This is a genomic window from Hydrogenophilus islandicus, assembly GCF_054657095.1.
The window spans coordinates 1-604 of sequence record NZ_BAAHXE010000077.1 but is presented as its reverse complement, the minus strand read 5'-3'; the positions used below and the strand labels follow the sequence as shown (position 1 = coordinate 604).

Here is a 604-nt window from a genome sequence, read left to right as displayed (position 1 = left end):
TTCGCGGCAGAGACGCGTCGTGAGCTTATGGACAAAATCGCGTCGGATGTTGGCGATGCGGGCATGAAGCCGCGCCAACGATTGGGCAACTTTCCTGCAGTTGTTCGAAATGGGAAGTTTCGTTCCCTTCGGGATGGGCGCTTCTTGGGGAAGTCCCACCGCCACTTTCGCCGCTTCAAGCTTGCGGCTTTGGGCCCGCTCCCGAATCTGTAGCCGTCGCAGCATCCTTTTGAGTGGTTTCGGTGCGTCAATCACCTCGCCGGTGGAGAGGGTCGCTGCGGCTTTCACCCCGAGGTCAACGCCGACGACGCCATTTCCTGTGCGCCGGCGGTAAAAAACACGGTCAGGTACTTCGACCTGAATCGCAACATACCACCGGTCTGCGGTGCGCGAGACGGTTGCACCGAGAATCTTGCCCGCAAAGCGTAGTGCTTCGGTCATTGCGACGTCACCCACTTTGGGGAGGCGAATCGTCTGGCCACGCACGCGAAACTTGTCGTTGGCGACATAGAAGCTGTCGCGGCTCTTGCCTTTCTTCTTGAATTGCGGTTCAGACGCCTCTTTCCCTTCTTTCAGGTCTTTGAAAAACCTCGCCCATGCTCGC

The 604-nt window shown here is 58.3% G+C and carries 1 protein-coding gene; it reads right to left on the bottom strand.

Going from position 1 to position 604, the window contains the following annotated elements; all coding sequences use genetic code 11:
• A partial coding sequence (locus ACYQ6T_RS10730; protein ID WP_459830706.1) for an RNA-guided endonuclease InsQ/TnpB family protein occupies positions 1-604 on the bottom strand: 604 nt, incomplete at both ends.